Source organism: Rubrivivax sp. JA1026 (assembly GCF_011065555.1).
GTDB lineage: Bacteria > Pseudomonadota > Gammaproteobacteria > Burkholderiales > Burkholderiaceae_C > Rubrivivax > Rubrivivax benzoatilyticus.
Window position 1 is genome coordinate 14,056 of the sequence record NZ_JAALCQ010000011.1, and the last position, 16,523, is coordinate 30,578.

A 16,523-nucleotide genomic window follows, 5' to 3' on the forward strand; every position below is an offset into this window, starting at 1 on the left:
TAGACAAGTACAGTGCAACCCTGATCCGACCCTCCCGCGTCGCCCAGGAGCCGCCCATGTCCGAGTCTTCCGCCCGTCCTGCCGGCCCGCGCCCGGTGCGCTCGCCGCGCGGCGCCACGCTGCACTGCGCCAACTGGCTGATCGAGGCCGCCTGGCGCATGCTGCAGAACAACCTCGACCCCGAGGTGGCCGAGAACCCCGACGCGCTCGTCGTCTACGGCGGCATCGGCAAGGCGGCGCGCAACTGGCGTGCGTTCGAGACGCTGCTCTCGACGCTGGAGCGGCTGAAGCCCGACGAGACGCTGCTCGTGCAGTCGGGCCAGCCGGCGGGTGTGTTCCGCACCCATGAAGACGCGCCGCGGGTGCTGATCGCCAACTCCAACCTCGTGCCGCGCTGGGCGACCTGGGAGCACTTCGACCGCCTCGACCGCGCCGGGCTGATGATGTATGGCCAGATGACCGCCGGCTCGTGGATCTACATCGGCAGCCAGGGCATCGTGCAGGGCACCTACGAGACTTTTGCCGAAGCCGGCCGCAAGCACTACGGCGGCAGCCTCGCCGGGCGCTGGATCCTTACCGCCGGCCTGGGCGGCATGGGCGGCGCGCAGCCGCTGGCCGCCAGCTTCGCCGGCGCCAGCTCGCTGACCGTCGAGTGCCAGCAGAGCCGCATCGACTTCCGCCTGCGCAGCCGCTACCTCGACGAGCAGGCCGCCGACCTCGACGACGCGCTGGCGCGCATCGCGCGCTACACGGCCGAAGGCCGCGCGGTGTCGATCGGCCTGCTCGGCAACGCCGCCGAGGTGCTGCCCGAACTCGTGCGCCGCGGCGTGCGCCCGGACCTCGTCACCGACCAGACCAGCGCCCACGACCTGGTCAACGGCTATCTGCCGGCCGGCTGGACGGTCGAGCGCTGGCGCGCCGCGCAGGCCGACCCGGCCTTGCACGCCGAGCTGCGCGCCGCGGCGGCCGCCAGCTGCGCCGCGCACGTCAAGGCGATGCTCGCCTTCCACGCGATGGGCGTGCCGACGGTCGACTACGGCAACAACATCCGTCAGGTCGCACTCGACCAGGGTGTCGCCGACGCCTTCGCCTTCCCCGGCTTCGTGCCGGCCTACGTGCGGCCGCTGTTCTGCCGCGGCAAGGGGCCGTTCCGCTGGGCGGCGCTGTCGGGCGACCCGGAGGACATCCGCCGCACCGACGCCAAGCTGAAGCAGCTGTTCCCCGAGGACGCGCACCTGCACCGCTGGCTGGACATGGCCGGCGAGCGCATCGCCTTCCAGGGCCTGCCGGCGCGCATCTGCTGGCTGGGCCTGGGTGAGCGCCACCGCGCCGGCCTGGCCTTCAACGAGATGGTGCGCACGGGCGAGCTGAAGGCGCCGATCGTCATCGGGCGCGACCACCTGGACAGCGGCTCGGTCGCCAGCCCGAACCGCGAGACCGAGGCGATGAAGGACGGCAGCGACGCCGTCAGCGACTGGCCGCTGCTCAACGCGCTGCTCAACACCGCCGGCGGCGCCACCTGGGTCAGCCTGCACCACGGCGGCGGCGTCGGCATGGGCTACTCGCAGCATTCGGGCGTGGTCATCGTCTGCGACGGCAGCGAAGCCGCCGACCGCCGCCTGGAACGCGTGCTCTGGAACGACCCGGCCACCGGCGTGATGCGCCACGCCGACGCCGGCTACGAGGAGGCGCAGGCCTGTGCCCGCGAACAAGGTCTGGACCTGCCGATGCAGGCACTAGGAGTCTGACGATGCTGCTGCGACCCGGAGAACTCTCGCTCGAACAACTGCAGGCGATCCACGCCGGCGGCCACCCACTGATGATCGACCCGCAGGCGCTGCCCGGGCTGCGCGCCAGCGCCGCCGTCGTGCACGCCGCGGCCACCGGCGAGGCGCCGGTCTACGGCGTCAACACCGGCTTCGGCAAGCTGGCCAGCACGCGCATCGGCGAGGCCGACCTGGACACGCTGCAGCGCAACCTGATCCGCTCGCACAGCGTCGGCGTCGGCGAGCCGCTGCCGGCGCCGGTGGTGCGGCTGATGCTGGCGCTGAAGGCGGCCAGCCTGGCGCGCGGCTTCTCCGGCGTGCGCCCGGTGGTCGTCGACACGCTGTTGGCGGTGCACGACGCCGGTCTCGTGCCCTGGGTGCCGGCGCAAGGCTCGGTCGGCGCCTCGGGCGACCTGGCGCCGCTGGCGCACATGACGCTGGCGCTGCTCGGCGAAGGCGAGTTCCTCGTCGACGAAGGCGGCCGCGCCCTGCGCCGCCCGGCCGCCGAGGTGCTGGCCGCGGCCGGCATCACGCCGCTGACGCTGGCCGCCAAGGAAGGCCTGGCGCTGATCAACGGCACGCAGACCAGCACCGCGCTGGCGCTGCACGCACTGTTCTCGTTCGAGCCGGTGCTGGAGTCGGCGCTGGTGATCGGCGCGCTGACGGTCGACGCCGCGCGCGGCAGCGACGGCCCGTTCGACCCGCGCATCCACGCGCTGCGCGGCCAGCCGGGCCAGATCGACGTCGCCGAGGTCTACCGCCGGCTGCTCGCCGGCAGCGGCATCCGCGCCAGCCATGTCGACGGCGACGACCGGGTTCAGGATCCCTATTGCCTGCGCTGCCAGCCCCAGGTCGTCGGCGCCTGCCTGGACCAGCTGCGCCACGCCGCGCTGGTGCTGCTGCGCGAAGCCAATGCCGTGACCGACAACCCGCTCGTGTTCGCCGAAGACGGCGCGCTGGTCTCGGGCGGCAACTTCCACGCCGAGCCGGTGGCGCTGGCCGCCGACGCGATGGCCACCGCGATCGCCGAGGTCGGCGCCATCGCCGAGCGCCGCATCGCGATGCTGATCGACGCCAACGTCTCGCGCCTGCCGCCGTTCCTGGCGCGCGAGCCGGGGCTCAACAGCGGTTTCATGATCGCCCACGTCACCGCCGCAGCGCTGGCCTCGGAGAACAAGTCGCTGGCCCACCCGGCCAGCGTCGACAGCCTGCCGACCAGCGCCAACCAGGAGGACCACGTCTCGATGGCGACCTTCGCGGCGCGCCGGCTGCAGCCGATGATCGCCAACGTCGCACGCATCCTCGGCATCGAGTGGCTGGCCGCGGCGCAGGGCATCGAGTTCCTGCGCCCGCTGTCCAGCTCCGAGCCGCTGGAGGCCGCGCACGCGCTGCTGCGCGCCGGCTGCCCGTCGATCGACGTCGACCGCTACCTGGCGCCCGACATCGAGCACGCCAGCGCGCTGGTCGCCGAAGGCGCGCTGGGCCGCATCCTGCACACGCTGCGCGGCCTGCCGCCGCTGTGGACGCCGGCCTGAGCCCGGCGCCCGGCCGCGGCTCAACGTTCGTCCTTGGCGGCCGATAACCTGGGGTAATGCCGGCTGCCCGGCGGGTGGCGGCGTGCCCCCCGCGGCGGCTCGCGCCCGGAGACCCGTACCCGTGTCCCAGCCACGCCGCCTCTCGTTGTCGCCCGGTGCCCGCTCGCCGGGGCGTCAGCGTTCGCCGGGCTGTCCTTACCCGGACACGCCTTGCGCGCCGGCCTCGCTGGAGCCGCTGGACCTGCTGCGGGCGCCGGTCTGGATCTTCGACATCGACCACCGCCGCGTCGTCTGGGCCAACCGGGCGGCGCTGGAGGTCTGGCGCGCCGACAGTCGCGAGGCCCTGGCCGCGCGCGACCTGAGCCGCGACATGTCGGCCACCGTGGCCGCGCGGCTGGCGCAGTACCAGGCCGACTTCGTGGCGCACGGCGCGGTCTTCAACGAGCAGTGGACGCTGTTCCCCGACGGCCAGCCAGTGCCCTTGCAGATGCAGCTCAGCGGCTGGCGCCTGCCCGACGGCCGCATGGCGATGCTCTGCGAAGGCCGGCCGATCGAGCACACGACGCCCGAGTCGCTGCGTGCCGTCGACGCGCTGCTGCACACGCCGATGATGATCTCGCTGCACGCGCTGGACGGGCGGGCGCTGTACCGCAACCCGGCGGCGCGTGCCTCGGTGCGCCGCCACGACGAGCCCCTGTGTGAACGTTTCGCCGATGCCGAGGCGCTGGCGGCGCTGCAGTGCCAGCTCGAGTGTGACGGCGAGGCGACGCTGACGATGGCCGTGCACACCGCCGCCGGGCCGCGCTGGCACGAGGTCTCGGCGCGCCGCCGCCGCGACGCCGTCACCGGCGCCGAGGTGCTGCTGCTCGGCGAGACCGACGTCACGCCGCTCAAGCAGAGCGAGGCCCAGGCGCGTTTCCTGTCCGAGCACGACGGCCTGACCCGGCTGCCCAACCGCGCCGCGGCCGAGGCCCACTTCCGCCGCCTGGCCGACGCCGTGCGGCAGGCCCCGCCGGAGCGGCCGCTGAAGGCCGCCGTCGTGCTGATCGACCTGGACCACTTCAAGGACGTCAACGACTCCTGGGGCCACGCCGCCGGCGACGAGCTGCTGGTGCAGGTGGCCGAACGTTTTGCCGGCGCGGTGCGCCGCGACGACCTCGTCGCGCGTTTCGGCGGCGACGAGTTCCTGATCCTGCTGGCCGCCCCCGACCCGCGGCGCGAGGTGGCGCGCATCCACGCCCGGCTGCGCGAGCGCCTGGCGCGGCCGTTCGAGCTGGGCAGCGTGCAGGCGCGTGTCGCGGCCACCGTCGGCGCCAGCGTCTTCCCCGACGACGGCGAGGACTTCGAGCGCCTGCTGCAGCACGCCGACCTGGCGATGTACCGCGGCAAGGCCGAGGGCCGCGACGCGCTCGCGTTCTACGACGCCGGCATGAGCGTGACGCTGCAGGCGCGCACGCGGCTGGAGCAGGAGCTGCGCCCGGCGCTGGCGCGCCACGAGTTCGAGCTGTTCTACCAGCCGCGTGTCAGCGCCGGCGTGCCGCGCATCGTCGGTGCCGAGGCGCTGCTGCGCTGGCGCCATCCGGCGCGTGGCTGGGTGATGCCGGGCGAGTTCATCCCGGTGTGCGAGGCCACCGGGATGATGCGCGAGCTGGGCCGCCGGGCCTTCGAGATGGCTGCGCGCCAGCAGGCCGGCTGGTGGGCGGCGGGGCGGCGGCTGAAGCTGTCGGTCAACCTGTCGCCGTGCGAGTTCGAGGACCCGTGGCTGCTGGAGGAGATCGAGGCCGTGCTGCGCGGCACCGGCTGCCCGCCGCAGGCGCTGGAGATCGAGGTCACCGAGTCGATGCTGGTCGCCGAGGGCGAACGCACGACGCGGGTCGTCGAGGGGCTGCGTGCGCTCGGGCTGTCGGTCGCGCTGGACGACTTCGGCATCGGCTACTCGCACCTGGCCTATCTGCAGCGGCTGCCGTTCACGTCGCTGAAGATCGACCGGCGTTTCGTGCAGGCGCCGCTGCAGGAGCGGCCGGTGGCCGAGGCCATCGTCGGGCTGTGCCGGGCGATGAAGCTGCACCCGGTGGCCGAGGGCGTCGAGACCGAGGCCCAGCGGCGCTGGCTGGAGGAGCTCGGCGTGGCCGAGTTCCAGGGCTGGCTGTTTGCGCCGGCGCTGCCGCGCGAACGTTTCGAGGCGCTGCTCGACGGCGGCACGCTGTCGCCCGGCGCTTCCCCCGCGGACCCGGTGTAACCGCCAGGCGGTTTGCTTCGTATGGCAGGGAGCGCCGCTTCGGCGCCCCGTGCCAACCCCCGACGAAGGAGACCCGATGAACCCGACCGTTTCGCTGCCCGCCGCCACGCTCGCCCTCGCGCTGGGCGCCGCGCTGACCCTCGCCGCCGCCCCGGCCCAGGCCGCCGAGGCCGGCGCCAAGGAGAAGTGCTACGGCGTCGCGATGAAGGGCCACAACGACTGCGCCGCCGGCCCCGGCACCACCTGCGCCGGCACCTCGCGCACCGAGCACCAGGGCAACGCCTGGTCCTACGTGCCTGCCGGCACCTGCGAGAAGACGGTCTCCAAGACCTCGCCCACCGGGTTCGGCCAGACCCTGCCGTTCAAGGAGAAGGCCAAGGAGATGGGCAAGGCCTGAACGCGCCATGCCCGCCCGCCTGGCCGGCCTCGGCTTCAAGCCCCAGCACGCCGACGCGCTGCTGGCCGGCGAGGCCGTGGTCGACTTCCTCGAGGTGCACGCCGAGAACTACCTGGTCGACGGCGGCCCGCGGCTGCGCCTGCTCGAGCGCCTGCGCGAGCGCTGGCCGCTGTCGGTCCACGGTGTCGGGCTGTCGCTGGGCGGGCTGCAGCCGCCCGATGCGGCGCACCTGGCGCGGCTGGCGGCGCTGGTGCGGCGTTTCGAGCCGCGCTGGGTGTCCGAACACCTGGCGTGGTCGGCGCACGGCGGCACCTGTTTCCCCGACCTGCTGCCGCTGGTCTACGACGAGGTCGCGCTGGCGCGGGTCGCCGCGCACGTCGACCGGCTGCAGCAGGCGCTCGGCCGGCAGGTGCTGATCGAGAACCCGAGCACCTATCTGGAGTTCGAGGCCAGCGCCATCGGCGAAGGCGAGTTCCTCGCCGAGCTCGTGCGGCGCACCGGCTGCGCGCTGCTGCTGGACCTGAACAACGCCTGGGTCAGCGCCGTCAACCACGGCCGCGACGCGTGGGCGCTGGTGGCCGCGCTGCCGCCGGCGGCGGTCGGCGAGATCCACCTCGCCGGCTGCAGCCGGCAGCACGACGCCGCCGGCGCGCCGCTGCTGATCGACGACCACGGGTCGGCCGTCGCCGATCCGGTCTGGGCGCTGTACCGGCGCACGCTGCAGCGCCTGGGGCCGGTGCCGACGCTGATCGAACGTGACCACGACGTGCCGCCGCTGGTGGTGCTGGCGGACGAACTGCTGCCTGTGCGCCGTGCGCTGGCCGAGGCACCGGTGGCGCCTGCGGTGGACGCCGGCGCACCACGCCGCCTGGCGATGCCGGCCACGGCACCGGCCGACCGGCCGCAGCCGGCCATCGCCGCCGCGCTGCTGGACCCGGCTGCGCCGGTGCCGCCGGGCCTGCGGGCCGGGAACGGTTCGGACCCCGCGGCGCGCCTGGCGGTGCACCGCCACAACGTCGATGCCGCCTGGGCGAGGGCGCTGGCCGACGGTTTCCCGGTCGTGCGCCGCCTCGTCGGCGAGGCCTTCTTCGACACGATGGCGCTGGCCTTCGCGCGCCGCCAGCCGCCGCGCGGCCCGGTGCTGGGCGACTGGGGCGACGGCTTCGCCGCGGCGATCGCCGGCTACGCCCCGGCGCGCGGGCTGCCCTGGCTGGCCGAGGTCGCGCGGCTGGAGCGCGCGCGGGTGCGCGCCGCGCTGGCCGCCGACGCCACGCCGCTGGACGCCGCCGCCGTGCAGTCGCACCTGGTGCCCCCGCAGCGGCTGCCCGGCGCCCGGCTGCGTCTGCATCCGTCGCTGGCCGCGCTGAGCTTCGAGCATGCGGCGCTGTCGATCTGGGCCGCGCACCAGCTCGACGAGCTGCCGGCCACTCTCGCGACCGACGGCGCCGAGGCGGCGCTGGTGCTGCGCGATGCCGGCGACGCGGTGCTGACGCTGGCCGTCGACCGGCCGACCGCCGCCTTCTGCGCCGCCCTGGCCGCCGGCCGGCCGCTGGGCGCCGCGGCGGCCGAGGCCGGCGAAGGCCTGGACCTGGCGGCGGCGCTGGCGCTGCTGCTGCGCCACGGCGCGCTGGTCGGCTGGGAGCCGGCGCTGGAGGCCGCATGACCCCCCGCGAAGCGGCCGAGGCCGCGCTGCAGCTGCTGGCGCGGGTCGCGCTCGCCGGCCTGTTCTGGCGCTCGGGCCAGACCAAGGTGGAGGGCTTCGCGCTCGACCTGGCCGAGGGCCGCGTCGAGCTCGGCTGGCCGCGGCTGGCGCCGCAGGCCGTCGACCTGTTCCGCGACGAGTACCGGCTGCCGCTGCTGCCGCCCGAGGCGGCGGCGGTGCTCGCCGCCGGCGCCGAGCACCTGCTGCCGCTGCTGCTGCTGTTCGGGCTGGGCACACGCGGCGCGGCGCTGGGGCTGCTGGTGATGACCGTGGTGATCCAGGTCTTCGTCTATCCGGGGGCCTGGCCGACGCACGGCACCTGGGCCGCGGCGCTGGGCGGGCTGCTGCTGCGCGGCGGCGGCCCCTGGTCGCTGGACGCCTGGCTCGTGCGGCGCGGGCCGGCCGCCGGCCGGGAGGTGCCCCGGTGAGCGCGTCCGACCTGATGCATCCGGGCTGGCCCGGCACCGAGAATCGCGCCGTGTCGCCGTCCGCCGATCCGCCTGCCGATGCCGCCGCGCCGCCCGACGACGAGTTCGAGCGCCGCATCGCGCCGCCGTGGCGGCGTGCGCACGACGGCGACGAGGCCGCCTACCGCGAGGCGCTGACGCTGGCCGCGGCGCGGCTGCGGGCCTATCTGCGCCGGCGGCTGGCGGCGCGGCCCGACGAGGTCGAGGACCTGGTGCAGGACACGCTGCTGGCGCTGCACCTGCACCGCGGCACCTGGGACCCGACGCTGCCGGTCGCGGCCTGGATGCTGGCCATCGCGCGCCACAAGCTGATCGACCACCTGCGCCGTCGCGGCCGGCGCGAGGCGCTGCACGAGCCGCTGGACGAGGTCGGAGACGAGCGGCTGGCGGCGCCGGACGCCGAGGCCGGCACCGCGCGCGACCTGCAGCGGCTGCTGCAGGCGTTGCCTGCGGCGCAGCGCTCGGCGATCGTGCTGACGCGGCTCGAGGGGCTGTCGGTGAACGAGGCGGCGCAGCGCACCGGCGCCAGCGAGTCGGCGATCAAGGTTCAGGTGCACCGCGGGCTCAAGCGGCTCGCGGCGCTGGTGAGGAGAACGGGATGAAGACCGAGCAGTGGATCGAGCTGCTGGCGAGCTCGGCCGGGCCGGCGCCGCGGGCGGTCGCGGCGCGGCGGCTGGCGGTGGCGCTGGGCGCCGGCCTGGTGGCCAGCGTCGCCGTCGCCGTGCTGGGGTTGGGCCTCGTGCCGGGCGCGATGTTCGCGACGCCGGCGCCCTGGTTCAAGCTGAGTTATGCCGCGGCGCTGGCCGCGGCGGCGGCCTGGCTGGCCGCGAAGCTGGGGCGGCCGCTGGCCACGGGCCTGCACACGCCGGCCATGGCGGTGGCGGCCGTGGTGGCGGCGGCGGGCATGGCGGGGCTGGTGAACTGGTTCGACACGCCGGTGGCAGCGCGCCTGCCGGCCTTGTTCGGCCACTCGTCGTGGTCGTGCCCGGCGGCGGTGCTGGGGCTGTCGTTGCCGGCGCTGGGCGCCGTGCTGTGGGCCTTGCGAGGGCTGGCGCCGACGCGGCCACGGGCCGCGGGCGCCGCAGCCGGCCTCGCGGCCGGGGCCGCGGGCGCGTTCGGCTACGCGCTGTCGTGCACCGAGGCGGCGATTTCGTTCTCGGCGCTGTGGTACACGCTGGGCATTGCGGCCAGCGCCGCGCTGGGTGCGCTGGTGGGCGCGCGCGCGCTGCGCTGGTGAGGCCGCCGCCGGGAGGCGGCGGCGTTCAGGCCGTCAGATGGCGCGGATGCGCGAGGCTTGCGGGCCCTTCTGGCCCTGCGTCACCTCGAACTCGACGCGCTGGTTCTCGGCCAGGGTCTTGAAGCCCGTGCCCTGGATTTCCTTGAAGTGGGCGAACAGGTCCTTGCCGCCGGCGTCCGGCGTGATGAAGCCGTAGCCCTTGCTCTCGTTGAACCACTTCACGGTTCCGGTTTCGGTCGTCATGTCTTCAGTCCTTTCGGTTGGTCAATGCAGACGGGGCGCGCTCAGCGACGCGACCCGTGATTCTGGGAAGGGGCCGGGGCCGGGGTCGTGCGCCGCTCGAGGTGGCGGAACGTGATGCGGCCCTTGCTGAGGTCGTAGGGCGAGAGTTCCAGCGACACGCTGTCTCCCGCGAGGATGCGGATATGGTGCTTGCGCATCTTGCCGCCGGTGTAGGCCACGAGGCGGTGGCCGTTGTCCAGCGTCACGCGAAATCGCGAGTCCGGGAGGATCTCGTCGACCACGCCGCGCATCTCGATCAGTTCTTCCTTGGCCATGGGTGCTCCTGTTCCGTGTCGATGGCGGCGTTCCGGCCCTCGGTCCGGGCCACCCAGGCCAGGCCTTCGGTGGTCGCGTGGCGGGCGGCAGCGTCGCGTGTGGTGAATCGGGGCAGCAGTCGCAGCACGCGGTCATGCGTGGCGCGGCCGATGCCGCTTCGGATGGACACCGAAGCGGCAAAGCCGTCGGTGTCGTGGCGGGTCAGGGGCGACACGGTGTATCGCCCGACCTGGATCGGTGTGTGGATGAAGGTCCTTCGGTGGGGCGGGAGGTGCCGCCCCGGGTATTGCAGATGCCGCGCAAGGCGCGCGACGACGAACGATCGGGGGTGAGCTTGCAGGGGTGTTCGCTGCGTGCTCGGCGCGGTCCGCGGGGGACTCGGCGGCGGGAGGAGGATCAGGCCTCGGTCTCGGCGCAGCGTGTCGGCTTCGGGGAAGCAGGAACACGTTGGGGCGAGGCGCACCCGGCATTGTCGCATACCTGGGAACCGGGCGTGGCATCCATCGTCCACCGAGCTCCGGGGTGTGTGCGCCGGGCGCCACGGCAGGGCCGCGGCGTGACGCAGTTCACGGCGCTGCGCTGAAGCCGCCGGGCCCCGGGGCCGAAAACAGGCTTTACGGCGTGGAGTGCATGCGCCGGCCATGCCGCTGCCTCCGATGCCCGCCGATCCACCTGTCCACTCGAGCTACCGTGCCGGCGCTCTCGCCGCGGTGCGCGACGCCTACGTGGTGCTGCTGCCGATCACGCTGTTCGGTGTCGCGGCGACGCTGCTCGGCAACTTCCCGATCCCGGCCGGCCGCGCCTGGCTGGAGGCACGTTTCGGCCTGGGCTGGGCCGACGCGGCCGAGGCCGTGGTGCAGTCCACCTGGGGCGTGCTCGGCCTGGCGCTGGCGGTGACGATCGCGTCGATGGTGGCCCAGCGAGCCCCTCGAGGCACGTCGCGCGAGCCGCTGCCGCCGATCTGGGTCGCGATCGGGGCGATGGTGAACTTCACGCTCTGCGCCAGCGCCACCGGGCCGGTCACGCTGCAGTCCTTCGGAACGGGCTCGATGCTGACCGGCATCGTCGTCGGGCTGGCGACGCCCGCGCTGCTGCGTCCGCTGGCCGACTGGGCGCCGATGCGCCGCCTGGCGATCGGCTACGACAGCAACCCGGTCTTCTATCACGCGACCCGGCTGACGCTGCCGCTGGTGCTGCTGGGGCTGCTGTCCAAGGCCGTCGCCGAGCTGGTGTGGCGCCTGCCGCGCCCGGACGCCCAATGGCTAGCCGAGGCCGGCGCCCGGCTCGACGCCGAGTGGCTGCTGACGCCGCTGGCCGTCGCCGTCAACCAGTGCCTGTGGTTCTTCGGCGTGCACGGCGGCAAGGTGCTGGACGCTCACTTCGGCTTCCTGTTCACGCTGGCCGGCGAGCCGGCCGTGCCGGGCCGCGTTCCGCGTGTGCTGGTCGACAACTTCGTGCACCTGGGCGGCTCGGGGGCGACGCTGGGGCTGCTCGTCGCGCTGTTCATCGTGGCGCGCCACGGGCAGAACCGGCGCCTGGCGCAGCTGTCGTGGCTGCCGGCGCTGTTCAACGTCAACGAGCTGCTGCTGTTCGGGCTGCCGCTGGTGCTGAACCCGCGTTTCCTGCTGCCCTTCCTGCTCGGGCCGCTGGTGCTGGTGCTGCCGCCGCTGCTGGCGCTGCACCTGGGCTGGATCGAGCTGCTGCCGGTGCAGATCCCCTGGACGACACCGGTGCTGCTGTCGGGCTGGTGGCTGACCGGGTCCTGGGTCGGCGCCGCGCTGCAGGCGCTGGGGCTCGTGATCTCGACCGCGATCTACCTGCCCTTCGTGCGCCGCCACGAAGCCGAGCGCCGCGCCGAGCGCCTGAGCGCCTTCCAGCACGCCAGCGCGGTCATCGTCAGCGAGGCGCCGCGCAGCGACACGCCGCTGCGCCGCAGCGACCACGTCGGCGTCATCGCTCGTGGCCTGCTGCACGATCTGGAGCGTGCGATCGGCACGCCGGCGCTGGCGCTGGTCTACCAGCCGCAGCACCGGGCCGACGGCGCGGTGGTCGGCGTCGAGGCGCTGCTGCGCTGGCAGCACGCGGGCTATGGCGCGGTGCGCACCGACGTCGCGATCGCGCTGGCCGAACAGGGCGCGGTGATCGCGCCGCTGGGCGCCTGGGTCATCGACCGGGCCTGCGCGTGCAAGGCGCAATGGAACACGCAGGGCCTGGGCGCGCTGACGATGTCGGTCAACGTCTCGCCGCTGCAGCTGTCGCAGCCGGGGCTGCACCTCGTCGTGGCGCAGGCGCTGCACCGCCACGGCCTGCGCCCCGACGAGCTGGAGCTGGAGATCACCGAGAGCCGCGGCATCCCGGTCGGCGAGGTTGCCGACGCCAACCTGGCGCGCCTTGACGCGCTCGGCGTCGGCCTGGCGATGGACGACTTCGGCATGGGGCACGCCTCGCTGCTGCACCTGCGGCGATTTCGGGTCGCGGCGATCAAGGTCGACGGCTCGCTGAGCCGCGACGTGATGACGCATCCGGTGAGTGCCGACATCATCCGCGCCATCGCGACGCTGGGGCATGCCGGCGGGGCCCGCGTCATCGCCGAGTTCGTCGAGACGCGCGAGCAGCGCGACCTGCTCGCGACCCTGGGCTGCAACGTGTTCCAGGGTTACCTCTACAGCCGAGCACTGCCGGCTTCCGAGTGCCTGGAGTACCTGCTGCAGGCCCGGGGGGCGGTCGCCGAGGCGGCCGCCGCCGAGCTCAGATGAACATGCCGCCCGAGGCCTCGATGCGCTGCCCGGTGACCCAGCCGGACTCGTCGGCCAGCAGCGCGGCGACCGCGCCGCCGATGTCCTCGGGCCGACCGACGCGTCCCAGTGCCGTCTGCGCCGCGACGTAGGCGTTGAGCCGGGTGTCGTCGCGCACCGCGCCGCCGCCGAAGTCGGTCTCGATCGCCCCCGGCGCCAGCGTGTTGACGCGGATGCCGCGTGCGCCCAGTTCCTTGGCCAGGTAGCGCGTCAGCACCTCGACCGCGCCCTTCATCGTCGCGTAGGCGGCGTAGCCGGGCAGGCTGAAACGTGTCAGCCCGCTGGAGACGTGCAGGATGCGCGCGCCGTCGGCCAGCAGCGGTAGCAGCGCCTGCGTCAGGAAGAACGGGCCCTTCAGGTGCACGTTCATCAGCGCGTCGAAGTCGGCTTGCGTTGTCTCGGCGAAGGCCGCGTGCACGCCGAAGCCGGCGTTGTGCACGACGGCGTCCAGCGCCGGCCGGCCGATACCGTCGGCGAGCGCGCCGCGCAGCGCCTCGACGAAGGCCGGGATGGAGGCGACCGCGCCGGCGTCGAACTGCAGCGCCACCGCACGCCGGCCCAGCGCACGCACCTGCGCGGCCACCGCCTCGGCCTCGGCGGCGCGGCTGTGGAAGGTGAAGACCAGATCCCAGCCGGCTCGGGCCAGGTGCAGCACCGCGTCGCGGCCGAGGCCGCGGCTGCCGCCGGTGACGAGGGCGGTACGGGGGGGGGCGAGCGTGTTCATCGGATCGTCCTGTTTCGTGGAAGCGGCATGGCGCCGCGGTGCAGGCACTTTAGGAGTTCGGCCTGGCTGGATAAACGGGGCTGATTCGGCAACACTGGTCGACGTTTTCGATCAATCGAGCCACCATGTCCCCCGAAGACCTGCGCATCGTGCTGCGTGTCGCCGAGCTCGGCAGCTTCACCGAGGCCGCCCAGCGCCTGGGCCTGCCACGTGCCACCGTGTCGACCGCGGTGCGGCGGCTGGAGGAGCGTCTGGGCGCGCGACTGCTGCAGCGCACGACGCGGCGCGTCAGCCTCACCGACGACGGCCGGCTGTTCGTCGAACGCTGCCAGGACGTGCTCGCCGACCTGGACGAACTGCGCACGATGTTCCAGCAGCAGCCGCAGGCGCTGACCGGGCGGCTGCGTGTGGACATGCCGCTGGCGATGGCGCGTGCGCTGGTGCTGCCGCGGCTGCCCGAGTTCCTGGCGCTGCACCCGGGGCTCGCGGTCGAGATCGGCGCCGCCGACCGCCGCGTCGACCCGGTGCGCGAAGGCTACGACGCGGTGATCCGTGTCGGTGCCGTCGTCGCCGAGCAGCTCGTCGGCCGGCCGCTGGGTGCGTACACGATGGTCAACGTCGCCAGCCCGGGCTACGTCGCGCGCCACGGCGAGCCACGCTCGGTCGAGGACCTGGCGGCGCACCGGCTGGTGCACTACCAGCCCAATCTGGGCGACCGGCCGGCGGGCTTCGAGTACCTGGCGGCCGACGGCTCGCTGCGCAGCGTGACGATGGCCGGTGTCGTCACCGTCAATGCGACCGACGCCTACCTCGCTGCCTGCGAGGCCGGGCTGGGCATCATCCAGATTCCCGAGGCCAGTGCACGCCCCGGCCTGAACGCCGGGCGACTGGTGGCGCTCTTGCCGGCTTTCGTGCCGCCGCCGATGCCGGTGACGCTGCTGCTGCCGCACCGGCGCCACCTGCCGCGGCGCGTGCGCGCCTTCGCCGACTGGGTGGCGACGCTGTTTCCTGCACCGCGCTGACGCCGGCCGGCGGCACCGGGCCGCCGCCGGCAGCGACAATGCGGGCCGAGACGGCACGACATGCCGTCCAGATCGAGGGGTGGGGAATGCAAGCCGGGGGAAGAAGGACGCCCGGCGGGATGCCGCGACCCGGGGTCGTGGCGCTCGCGATGGCGCTCGCGCTGGGCCTGGGCGTCGTCGCGGCGTCTGCCGAGCCGCGCCTGCCGCCTGAAGGCCGTGTCGGCCCCGAGGAGCGTGTGCTCGACGAGCTGCTGCGCGCCGACATCGCCCGTGCGCCCGCGCTGCGCATCGAGCGCATCGACGCCTTGCGCGCCGACCCGCGCTGGGCTGCGCCACCATGGCAGGCGCTGCTGGCCGTCGAGCGCTGCGCCGCGTCGCAGGGCGCGAGCCCGGCGCTGCTCGCCACGCTGGAGACGCGCGCCGGCGACAGCGCCGATCCCCACCTGCAGGTCGCCCTGCTGAAATGCCGCCAGTGGGCCGCCGATCACGCCGGCAACCCGAGCGACAACTATCGCTACGCGCGCCAGGCCTGGGGCCTGATCGACCGCCTCCGGCTGCCGACGCTGGCCTTCCGCGTCGCCCGCGACTACGCCGACGAAGCCACCTACGCCGGCGCCGTCGACGACGGCCTGACGGCGATCGGCCGTGCGCTGGAGATCGCGCGCCTGGCCGGCGACGCGCCGCGCGAGGCCGACGCGCTGACGACGCTGGCCATGATCCAGGGAGAACTCGGCCAGCACGCCGATGCGCTGCGCAACAGCGACCGCGCGCTGCAGCTCGACCCCGAGATCTCGCGCAGCGACGACAAGCTGCTCGCGCGCAGCGCGCTGCAGATCGGTGCCGGCCAGTACGACGCCGCCCGGGCGACGCTGCTGCGGGCGCTCGAGCTGGCCGAGCGCGAGGGCGACGCGGAGACGCGGCTGGCGGTGCGCATCAACCTCGCCGACGTCTACTACCGCACCCGCCGCGTGCAGCAGACGCTGGACCTCACCGCCGAGCTCGTCGTCGAGGCCGACCGCATGGGCATCGAGTACCTGAAGGCCTACGCCTGGATCGGGCGCGGCTTCGCGCTCGCGGCGGCGGGCCAGATGCAGGCCGGGACCGAGGCCTTCGACCGCGGCCGCGTCTGGTTCGAGCGCGGCGGCCAGGTCGGCGAGGTCGCGCGGGCGCTGCGCGACTGGGCGGCCATGATGGCCCGCGCCGGGCGCTGGGAGCAGGCCTACCAGGCCTCCGAGCGGGCCGCCGAGCTGCGCGAGCGCACCCAGCGCGAGGCGCGCGAGAAGAACGCCAGCTTCCTGGCCGCGGTGCTGGAGAGCAGCCGCAAGGACCTGGACATCGAGCGCCTGCGCCACCAGAGCCAGACCGCCGAGCTGCAGCTCGAGGCCGAGCGCCTGCACCGGCGCACGACGATCGCCGTGGCCGCCGCGGTGCTGCTGTCGACGGCCTCGCTGCTGTTCGTGCATCTGCGCACCCGCCGCGTGAACCACCAGCTGCGCGACGCCAACGCCGCGCTCGACTACGAGAGCACGCACGACCCGCTGACCGGCGCCTACAACCGCCGCCACTTCGAGCGTTTCTTCGCCCAGCGCCTGGCGCGCGGCGGCGGCCGCGTGCTGCTGGTGCTGCTGGACATCGACCACTTCAAGGCCATCAACGACCGCCACGGCCATGCCTGCGGCGACCGCGCGCTGCGCGAGACCAGCCGCCGCCTGGCCGACTGCGTGCGCAGCGACGACTGCATCGTGCGCTGGGGTGGCGAGGAGTTCCTGCTCTTCATCGACGACCCCGACGATGCCGAGGCCGAACGCGGCTTCGTGCTGCGCCTGCTCGATGCCGTCGGCGCGCGGCCCATCGAGCTGGACACGGCCCGCCGGCAGGTGACGGCCTCGATCGGCTTCGCGTCGATCGAGCTCGTGCCCGACTTCGACCTGGACGCCGCGCTGGCCGACATCGACTCGATGCTCTACCGCGCCAAGACCGGCGGCCGCCACCGCGCGGTGGGCCGGCTGAACGGCGGCGACGAGCCGGTCGTGCTGCTGCCGACGCCGCCGACGCCGGTGGCCGGGGCCGTGCCGGCCTGA

The 16,523-nt window shown here is 74.2% G+C and carries 15 protein-coding genes; 11 read left to right on the forward strand and 4 right to left on the reverse strand.

All coding sequences use genetic code 11. From position 1 onward, the window contains the following. The first annotated feature begins 56 nt into the window (after positions 1-56). From hutU to G5B56_RS17260, 8 genes are all read left to right on the forward strand, one after another. Positions 57-1,748, forward strand: a complete 1,692-nt coding sequence (hutU, locus tag G5B56_RS17225) for a urocanate hydratase (RefSeq protein WP_164964016.1) — start codon at positions 57-59, stop codon at positions 1,746-1,748. 2 nt (positions 1,749-1,750) lie between these two features. Continuing rightward, positions 1,751-3,301, forward strand: coding sequence for a histidine ammonia-lyase (hutH, locus tag G5B56_RS17230; protein ID WP_164964017.1), 1,551 nt, complete (start codon positions 1,751-1,753; stop codon positions 3,299-3,301). 121 nt (positions 3,302-3,422) lie between these two features. Then, positions 3,423-5,540 (forward strand): bifunctional diguanylate cyclase/phosphodiesterase, encoded by a 2,118-nt coding sequence (locus G5B56_RS17235; RefSeq protein WP_240920834.1) that lies wholly within the window; start codon positions 3,423-3,425, stop codon positions 5,538-5,540. A gap of 76 nt (positions 5,541-5,616) precedes the next feature. Next, positions 5,617-5,937, forward strand: a complete 321-nt coding sequence (locus G5B56_RS17240; RefSeq protein ID WP_009855527.1) for a DUF2282 domain-containing protein — start codon at positions 5,617-5,619, stop codon at positions 5,935-5,937. 7 nt (positions 5,938-5,944) lie between these two features. Further along, positions 5,945-7,600: a DUF692 family multinuclear iron-containing protein gene (locus G5B56_RS20110; RefSeq protein WP_164964018.1), complete on the forward strand. Its 1,656-nt coding sequence runs from the start codon at positions 5,945-5,947 to the stop codon at positions 7,598-7,600. Next, positions 7,597-8,067 carry a DoxX family membrane protein gene (locus G5B56_RS17250; RefSeq protein WP_164964019.1) on the forward strand — a complete coding sequence of 157 codons (471 nt, stop codon included), beginning with the start codon at positions 7,597-7,599 and terminating at the stop codon, positions 8,065-8,067. The genes G5B56_RS20110 and G5B56_RS17250 overlap by 4 nt, the downstream gene beginning before the upstream one ends. Next, complete coding sequence (locus tag G5B56_RS17255) at positions 8,064-8,708, forward strand: sigma-70 family RNA polymerase sigma factor (protein WP_164964020.1); 645 nt, start codon at positions 8,064-8,066, stop codon at positions 8,706-8,708. The genes G5B56_RS17250 and G5B56_RS17255 overlap by 4 nt, the downstream gene beginning before the upstream one ends. Next, on the forward strand, positions 8,705-9,343 hold the full coding sequence (locus tag G5B56_RS17260; RefSeq protein WP_009857821.1) for an NrsF family protein: 639 nt from the start codon (positions 8,705-8,707) through the stop codon (positions 9,341-9,343). The genes G5B56_RS17255 and G5B56_RS17260 overlap by 4 nt, the downstream gene beginning before the upstream one ends. 33 nt (positions 9,344-9,376) lie before the next feature. On the opposite strand, the gene G5B56_RS17265 is transcribed toward G5B56_RS17260, so the two are convergent. The 3 genes from G5B56_RS17265 to G5B56_RS17275 are packed head-to-tail and all read right to left on the reverse strand — an operon-like array spanning position 9,377 to position 10,115. Next, positions 9,377-9,586: a cold-shock protein gene (locus tag G5B56_RS17265; RefSeq protein WP_009857822.1), complete on the reverse strand. Its 210-nt coding sequence runs from the start codon at positions 9,584-9,586 to the stop codon at positions 9,377-9,379. Positions 9,587-9,627: 41 nt separating this feature from the next. Continuing rightward, complete coding sequence (infA, locus tag G5B56_RS17270) at positions 9,628-9,900, reverse strand: translation initiation factor IF-1 (protein ID WP_009857823.1); 273 nt, start codon at positions 9,898-9,900, stop codon at positions 9,628-9,630. Then, positions 9,882-10,115: a hypothetical protein gene (locus G5B56_RS17275; protein ID WP_206026815.1), complete on the reverse strand. Its 234-nt coding sequence runs from the start codon at positions 10,113-10,115 to the stop codon at positions 9,882-9,884. Before G5B56_RS17275 ends, infA begins: the two co-directional genes overlap by 19 nt. Positions 10,116-10,542: 427 nt before the next feature. Between G5B56_RS17275 and G5B56_RS17280 the strand changes: the two genes are divergently transcribed. Continuing rightward, the gene (locus G5B56_RS17280) at positions 10,543-12,657 is read left to right on the forward strand and encodes an EAL domain-containing protein (RefSeq protein ID WP_164964021.1); all 2,115 of its coding nucleotides are present in this window, start codon (positions 10,543-10,545) and stop codon (positions 12,655-12,657) included. Here the strand turns inward: G5B56_RS17280 and G5B56_RS17285 are convergent. Continuing rightward, a complete protein-coding gene (locus G5B56_RS17285) occupies positions 12,650-13,420 on the reverse strand; it encodes an SDR family NAD(P)-dependent oxidoreductase (protein ID WP_164964022.1) in 771 nt (256 codons plus the stop codon). The two genes, G5B56_RS17280 and G5B56_RS17285, sit on opposite strands and share 8 nt — an antisense overlap. A 125-nt stretch (positions 13,421-13,545) precedes the next feature. Here G5B56_RS17285 and G5B56_RS17290 point away from each other — a divergent pair, with 125 nt between their 5' ends. Next, on the forward strand, positions 13,546-14,442 hold the full coding sequence (locus G5B56_RS17290) for a LysR family transcriptional regulator (protein WP_164964023.1): 897 nt from the start codon (positions 13,546-13,548) through the stop codon (positions 14,440-14,442). Positions 14,443-14,561: 119 nt separating this feature from the next. After that, positions 14,562-16,523, forward strand: coding sequence for a tetratricopeptide repeat-containing diguanylate cyclase (locus G5B56_RS17295; RefSeq protein WP_164964024.1), 1,962 nt, complete (start codon positions 14,562-14,564; stop codon positions 16,521-16,523).

Coding starts and splice junctions, on each gene's coding strand:
- hutU (WP_164964016.1), top strand. CDS start 57: ATGTCCGAGTCTTCCGCCCGTCCTGCCGGCCCGCGCCCGGTGCGCTCG.
- hutH (WP_164964017.1), top strand. CDS start 1,751: ATGCTGCTGCGACCCGGAGAACTCTCGCTCGAACAACTGCAGGCGATC.
- G5B56_RS17240 (WP_009855527.1), top strand. CDS start 5,617: ATGAACCCGACCGTTTCGCTGCCCGCCGCCACGCTCGCCCTCGCGCTG.
- G5B56_RS20110 (WP_164964018.1), top strand. CDS start 5,945: ATGCCCGCCCGCCTGGCCGGCCTCGGCTTCAAGCCCCAGCACGCCGAC.
- G5B56_RS17250 (WP_164964019.1), top strand. CDS start 7,597: ATGACCCCCCGCGAAGCGGCCGAGGCCGCGCTGCAGCTGCTGGCGCGG.
- G5B56_RS17260 (WP_009857821.1), top strand. CDS start 8,705: ATGAAGACCGAGCAGTGGATCGAGCTGCTGGCGAGCTCGGCCGGGCCG.
- G5B56_RS17265 (WP_009857822.1), bottom strand. CDS start 9,586: ATGACGACCGAAACCGGAACCGTGAAGTGGTTCAACGAGAGCAAGGGC.
- infA (WP_009857823.1), bottom strand. CDS start 9,900: ATGGCCAAGGAAGAACTGATCGAGATGCGCGGCGTGGTCGACGAGATC.
- G5B56_RS17280 (WP_164964021.1), top strand. CDS start 10,543: ATGCCGCTGCCTCCGATGCCCGCCGATCCACCTGTCCACTCGAGCTAC.
- G5B56_RS17285 (WP_164964022.1), bottom strand. CDS start 13,420: ATGAACACGCTCGCCCCCCCCCGTACCGCCCTCGTCACCGGCGGCAGC.
- G5B56_RS17290 (WP_164964023.1), top strand. CDS start 13,546: ATGTCCCCCGAAGACCTGCGCATCGTGCTGCGTGTCGCCGAGCTCGGC.
- G5B56_RS17295 (WP_164964024.1), top strand. CDS start 14,562: ATGCCGCGACCCGGGGTCGTGGCGCTCGCGATGGCGCTCGCGCTGGGC.